The organism is Streptomyces sp. 12E (genome assembly GCF_055633275.1).
Window position 1 is genome coordinate 232,997 of sequence record NZ_JBVNCJ010000003.1, and the last position, 6,662, is coordinate 239,658.

A 6,662-nucleotide genomic window follows, 5' to 3' on the forward strand; every position below is an offset into this window, starting at 1 on the left:
ATTCCACGACCACCTGAGGGGAGGGCAGCCGCATGACCGACGTCAGGATCCGCGTTCTCGGTACGGGTGCCTACGTACCGGAACGGATCGTCTCCAACGATGAGGTCGGTGCGCCGGCCGGTGTGGACGACGCCTGGATCACCCGGAAGACCGGGATCCGGCAGCGGCGCTGGGCGGCCGGGGACCAGGCCACCTCGGATCTGGCCGCGGCCGCGGGACGGGCCGCGCTGCTGTCCGCCGGCATCACCCCCGAGCAGCTCACCGTGATCGCGGTCGCCACCTCCACGCCGGACCGGCCCCAGCCGCCCACGGCGGCCTACGTCCAGCAGCGCCTGGGTGCGGCCGGCACGGCGGCGTTCGACGTCAACGCGGTCTGCTCCGGCACGGTGTTCGCGCTCTCCTCGGTGGCGGGCACCCTGGTGCACCGCGGCGGCTACGCGCTGGTCATCGGCGCGGACGTCTACTCGCGCATCCTCAACCCGGCAGACCGCAAGACCGTCATCCTGTTCGGGGACGGCGCCGGCGCGATGGTCCTCGGTCCGACCGGCCGAGGTCCGGTGGTGCGGCGGGTCGCCCTGCACACCTTCGGCGACCTCTCGGCTCTGATCCAGGTCCCCGCGGGCGGCAGCAGGCTGCCCCTCGGCCGGGACGGCCTCGACGCCGGCCTGCAGTACTTCGCGATGGACGGGCGCGAGGTGCGCCGTTTCGTCATGGAGCAACTGCCGCAGCTGACCAAGGGCTTCCTGCACGAGGCCGGCGTGGAGGCCGCCGACATCAGCCACTTCGTCCCGCACCAGGCCAACGGCGTCATGCTCGACGCCGTCTTCGAGGAGCTGCACCTGCCCCGGGCCACCATGCACCGCACGGTCGAGACCTACGGCAACACGGGCGCGGCCTCCATCCCGATCACCATGGACGCGGCCGTCCGCGCCGGCCGGTTCCGTCCGGGGGAACTGGTCCTGCTGGCCGGCTTCGGCGGCGGCATGGCCGCGAGTTTCGCCCTGATCGAGTGGTAGCCGCCGCCCGTGGCGCCGGGCGGCCCGTCGCCCGCGGCCCGGCGCCACGGGGCCGCGGGCATCAGGTGTCCGGTGCGGCGGCGTTCTGCAGGGCCCGGGCGAGTGCGCGGGCCCGTTCCGGCTCGTCAAAGGCCGCACCGGCGAGCACCACCCGCGGCGCGCGGCCGCCGTCCTCCGCGATCCGCCGGGCGATGTCGCAGGCGAGCGGGCCCGCCCCGGCGAAACCGCCGAGCAGCAGGGACCGGCCGGCTCCGTGCGCGGCCAGGGCGGGCCGCGCTCCGTCGGCGTCGCCGAGGAGCAGCAGCAGTTCCTGGGGCCCCAGGTAGAGGTCGGACAGCAGGTCGTAGCAGGTCACGGGCGCGCCCGGAGGCAGGACCAGACAGATGGTCCCCGCCCGGTCGTGCCCCGCCGTGCGCAGGGTGACCAGCGGGTCGTCCCGCCGGGCCCCCGGCTTCTCGGCCGGGCGGGCGACGGCGCTGTCCTCCAGGAGCTTCAGGACCTCGCCGACGGTGGTGTACTCGTCCGCCACCGCAGGGAGCGTCCGCAGCAGCATGGCGCTCCGCGCGAGCAGTCCGGCGACCGTCTCCTCGCCGAACAGCGCCCGGTCGTACACCCCCGTGAGGACCAGTGAGCCCGCGCTGTCGTGGTGGGCGAGCAGCGTGAGCGGCGGTCCGCCGAGGGCCGGCACGGTGACCGGGAACTCCGCCCGGAGGCCGTGCGCGGCGAGTTCGGCCTCCAGACCGGCCACCGGATGCGGCGAGTCCTCGAAGACGACGACGGTGTCCGTACCACCTGCGCCTCCGCCCCACCGGTCCCAGCCGTCGATCCAGCCGCTCGGCGCCCACTCGTAGGCGGCCATGTCCAGGGCACGGTCACGCAGGTGCCGCAGCAGGCTCGGCACGGTGTCCGCGGGATCCACCTCGACGGCCATCGGCAGCGCGTTGCGCAGCGGCCCCGGCATCCCGGCCGCGCCGTCGAGCGGGATGCCGCGGCCCGGCACCGTCACCCCGAAACGGACCGGGGCCGGTCCTCCGGCGCCGGAACCGCGGTGGATCAGCATGGCCCAGACGGCCTGCAGCACACTGCTCTCGGCGGTGCCCCAGGTGCTCGCCCACCACACGAGGCGGGTGGTCTCGACGGGGTCCAGGCGCAGCCGGGCGTGGCCGATGCCGGTCGGCCCCGCGGGCCCGGCGGACGGACCCGGCCAGGACGCCGCCCGGTCGGACGACGCGCTGTTCGCCCAGAAGTCCCGGGCCGGGCCCGGGTCCTGGGCGGCGACCCAGGCCGTGTAGTCGCGCAGGTCGGGGCGGCGCTCGCCGCCGGGCAGGGTGCCGCCCGCGAGGTAGGCGCGGTAGAACTCGCGCAGCAGGATGCGCACGCTGCGGGTGTCGAGCAGGGCCCGGTGGTAGGTGACCAGGATCCGGGTGGGGGCGACCGGGTCCGTGGGCCGGGTCCGCTCCCTCTCCAGCAGGGTCAGGCGCAGGGCACCGGGGCGGTGCAGGTCGAACCCGCGCAGCCGGTCCCGCTCCAGGAGGGCGGACCAGTCGCGGGCGCTGAACGGCAGGCTGGTGATGTCCGGCGCGACCTTCTCGTGCACCACGAGCAGCGGTTCGCGGCCCCCGGTGAACGCCGTGCGCAGCACCGTCTCGCAGTCGACCACCGACTGCCAGGAGGCCGTGAAGCGGTCGATGTCGAGCGGGCCCCGCCAGATCCATACGAGCTGCTCCACATGGCGTCCGGTGCCGGGCTGCGCGTCGCCTCCCGTGTACAGCGCCGACTGCTGGGGCGTGGCCCGGAAGACGCGCGGGATCCGGGCGGCGGCGGGCGGGCGGGCCAGTTCCTCCAGCAACTCCCGCAGCAGGCGGGCGAGGGCGCCCACGGAGGTGTCGGTGATCCCTTCGGCGTGGTCGGTCACCCAGTCGACACCGAGGGACAGCCTTCCGTCCCGGACGTGGGCCCGCAGCTCGACACGGTGCCCGGGCCGGGCGGTGCCGGGCGGGCGCCCGCCGGGGCGGTCGAGTACCAGGCAGGTCCGCGCGGGCACCAGGTCCCGCAGGGCACGGCGCAGCGACGGGTCGGGGCTCCACTCGCGGCAGGCCCCGAACCCCGCGCCGCCGCCCGCCCGGCCGGCGCAGGCGGCCAGGGCGCCGGTCAGAGCGGTCAGCTGGCCGAGGGGGTCGAGACCGGTGTCCAGTACGAGCTGCACCGGGTACGGCTCGGTGAGCCGGCCCACATGGCGCCGCAGGTCCCGGCGCTCGGCCCGGGGATCGCTGCGGACATCGAAGCCGACCTCGCCGGATCCCTGCCAGCGGGCGAGGGCCAGCGCGAACACACCGGTCAGCACCTGCCCGGTGGTCAACGCGAGCCGCCGGGCCAGCCCGTGGACGATCCGCTCGGTCGGGTCCTCCTCCAGGACGAAGCCGGTGTGCCGGACCTGACCGTGACCGGGCGGCGGAACCTCGCCCGGCCCGGTGTCCGAGGCGGTGCCCGCCCCGTGCACCGGCACCCCGCCGGCCGCCCCATCCGGCACGGTCGCCGGGGCGGGGCGCGGCCGGTCGGCCGCCCGGGACCTGCGCTCGGCGACCAGGGCCCAGTGCCGGGCTTCGACGGGGTCACGGGCCAGCTGCCGCAGCCCGGCGACCCAGTCGGCAAGCCCGTCGGGACCGGGCCGCGAGCGTGCCGGGACCCGGCCGGCGCCCGTACGGAGCGCGGCGGTCAGATCGTCGGCCAGGACGCGCCAGGACGCCGCGTCCACGGCGACCTCGTGGACGACCACGGCGAGCCGGTCGGCGCGCGGTCCGGACGGACGGCGGTCCCGGGCGAGCAGCACCCGTATCTGGCGGCCGGCGCGCGCGTCGAGCGTGCGCCCGGTCCAGTCCAGGAGCGCGGCGAAGCCGGCGTCGTCGGTGAACTCCTCCTCCACCAGCGTCCCAAGGCCGCCGGCCCCGTCCGCGGTCTCCGCGGCGCACCAGCCGCCCGTCGCGTCCGGGCGGGAGCGCAACTGGGGGTGGGCGGCCACGACGGCCCGCACGGCCTCCCGCAGCGTGTCCGCGTCCGGCACCACCGCCGGTTCGATGAGCAGCGCCTCGTAGGGGGGGTCGCCGGGACGGGCGAGGGCCGCGTGCTGGGCGGGGGCCAGCGGCCGGGCGGCGACCGGCGGCGACTGGGTGAGCCGGTCGGCGACGCGGCCCGCGACGAGGGCGGCGAGCGCCTGCTGCGACACGGACAACCGCAGCGTGTGACGGTCGGGTCCGTTCCGCAGGAGCCGGTGCCGCCAGGCGGACCGGTCCGTGTCGGCGGCGGTGAGCTCACCCAGGAGGTGCTCCAGCGCGGCCGGGTCGAGCGGACCGTGCAGCTCGATGTCCCACGGTGCCGGGTGCGGAGGGTGCCCGGGGGTGACGACCACGGAGATCGGCGCGTGCGGGAATCGGTGAGGAGTCATGGTGTCCGGGTGCGCGGCCCGCTGCGGGTGGCCGGGGACCCTCTCTCTCCTTTCTGGGGGCGTGCGTGCCGTACGGGCGCCGCCCCGAGTGCCTGGCCCCCTGGCGGTCTCCCGGCCTGCCTGCGTCCGGAACGGTCGGGAAGCGCCACGCTAAGGGCGGTACGCGGCCGAGGTCCGTTCACCCGAGCGGATATGGAGCCGGGTACGAGCGGGGCCCGAGCGCACCGGGTGAATCCGGGCGGACGCGCGGGAACACCCCGGTGCCCGGCATCCGCACGGCACTCGCCGACGTGCTGCCCGGACGGTGGGGCGGCGGGGCATCCGCCGCCGGGCCGTGCACGGGGATCAGCCGACGGGCTCGGCCTCCTGGACGAGCCGGCGGGCGACCCGGCACACCCGGCCCAGCAGCCGGGGCAGCTCGCGGCCACCGCGCCCGAACGCGTGACGCCCGTGGACGGTCCGCACCCGGACGGGTCCGTCGGTCCACCGGTGCCAGTCGTCGGCCGCACGGCCCGCGGAGTACGGATCGTCCTGTGCGGCGACCACGAGCACCGGGGTGGTGAGCGGGCCGGCCGGGGAGGGCCTGTCGGCCGCCTCCCACAGGTCCTGGGCCAGTTCGAGGTCGGCGCGGAGCACCGGCAGCATGGCCCGCAGACAGATCCCTTCGTCGCTGTGGGGCGGTACGGCTCCGCCGCGGCTCAGGGCATGCAACAGCTCCGCGTCCGTGGCCCGGCGGACGTCCGGCAGCGCTGCTGGCGGCCGCGGCGGCGGCCAGGCGCCGGCAGCGAGGAACACCGGTCCCGGCAGACCCGCCTCGAGCAGGGCACGCGCCACGCCGAGCGCCGTCATCGCGCCGAGACCGGTCCCGTACAGGGCGTACGGACCGGGCCGGGGCTCCGTGAACGACGGCAGTACGTCCGCCAGCAGCGCCGCGTACGTGGTCACCCGGGGCTCGGTGCGCCGCTGCGCGCAGCCCGGCAGCAGGACCGGGACCGGTTCCACACCGGGTCCCACGTCCGCCGCCCAGTCGTCGAAGACGCCGACACCCTCGGCGGAGTGGGCGAAGCAGTAAAGTCTCACCGGCTGTTCGACCGACATGGGCACCCTCCTCTGCATCCGCTCCGGGTACCGCGGGGCGGGGTTCGAGCATGGCCGGACCTTCTCGAACCGCACTAGAGACCCGGCCGAACACACCACCGGCCGCACGAGCCGCCGCGGTCTAGGCGACGTACCGGTCGAAGGTGGAGCCGCGGCGCGGGCCCGCCATCACGTCGAGTTCCGGGTCGACCGCGAGCATGGCCTGGTGCAGGCGCTGCAGCTGCGGCGAGGGCTCCACGCCCAGTTCCTCGATCAGGCCCTCCCGCAGTCGGCGGTACACGGTCAGGGCGGACGCCTGCCGTCCGGACCGGTACAGGGCCAGCATCGCCTGCGCGTGCAGGCCCTCGTGCTGGGGGTGACGGGCGGTCAGGTCGGTGAGCTCGGCGATCAGTTCAGCGTGCCGGCCGAGCCGCAGGTCCGCGTCGATACGCCGTTCCGTGGTCATCAGCCGGGACTCCTCCAGCCGCGTGACCTCTATCCCCAGGACCGGCCCGCGTCGTACGTCCACCAGCGCGGGTCCCTGCCACAGGGCGAGCGCCTGCCGGTAGGAGCGGGCGGCCCGCACGTCGTCGCCCCGCTCGAACGCCTTCTGGCCCTCGGCGGCCAGGCGCTCGTAGGTGTGCACGTCCACGGACTCCGGCGGGATCCGCAGCATGTATCCGCCGTGCCGAGTGGCCAGGATGTTCTTCGCCGCTCCCGGCGCGTCGGACCCCACCGCTGCGCCGATGCACCGGCGCAGCTGCATGATGTACGTCTGCAGCGTGGTCATCGCGCTCTGCGGCAGCTCCGTCCCCCAGATCTCCTCCATCAGCGTCGACACGGGCACGACCCGGCCCGGGTACAACGCGAGCAGGCCGAGGACCTGGCGGGGCTTTCCGGCGGTCGGGACGATCGAGTCCCCGTCCACGGCGGCACACAGCGGACCCAAGACCCGAATCTCCATGGTTCCCTCCGTTCGTCGTCGGGGCACTCCCGATGGCGGAAAGTGGTCGGTGGATTCGCACGCTAGTCGGGCTCGCACCGGAGGCACCGGTTCCTTCAGCGGCATTTGAGCGATCCTCGACGCGCGGGACCGTCCGGGAATCCTCGCCTCGGCCCGCCGTGCG

4 protein-coding genes are annotated in these 6,662 nt (G+C 75.6%); 1 reads left to right on the forward strand and 3 read right to left on the reverse strand.

The window, feature by feature from the left end; translation table 11 throughout:
* Window positions 1-32: 32 nt before the first annotated feature.
* Window positions 33-1,016, forward strand: coding sequence for a 3-oxoacyl-ACP synthase III family protein (locus ACZ8ZB_RS35680; protein WP_470741938.1), 984 nt, complete (start codon window positions 33-35; stop codon window positions 1,014-1,016).
* A 61-nt stretch (window positions 1,017-1,077) separates the two neighbouring features.
* Here ACZ8ZB_RS35680 and ACZ8ZB_RS35685 read toward each other — a convergent pair whose 3' ends face one another.
* The 3 genes from ACZ8ZB_RS35685 to ACZ8ZB_RS35695 all read right to left on the reverse strand — a co-directional run bounded on the left by ACZ8ZB_RS35685 (window position 1,078) and on the right by ACZ8ZB_RS35695 (window position 6,499).
* A complete protein-coding gene (locus ACZ8ZB_RS35685) occupies window positions 1,078-4,458 on the reverse strand; it encodes a condensation domain-containing protein (protein ID WP_470741939.1) in 3,381 nt (1,126 codons plus the stop codon).
* Window positions 4,459-4,803: 345 nt separating this feature from the next.
* The gene (locus ACZ8ZB_RS35690) at window positions 4,804-5,556 is read right to left on the reverse strand and encodes a thioesterase II family protein (protein WP_470741940.1); all 753 of its coding nucleotides are present in this window, start codon (window positions 5,554-5,556) and stop codon (window positions 4,804-4,806) included.
* 121 nt (window positions 5,557-5,677) lie between these two features.
* The gene (locus ACZ8ZB_RS35695) at window positions 5,678-6,499 is read right to left on the reverse strand and encodes an AfsR/SARP family transcriptional regulator (protein ID WP_470741941.1); all 822 of its coding nucleotides are present in this window, start codon (window positions 6,497-6,499) and stop codon (window positions 5,678-5,680) included.
* Window positions 6,500-6,662: the final 163 nt, after the last annotated feature.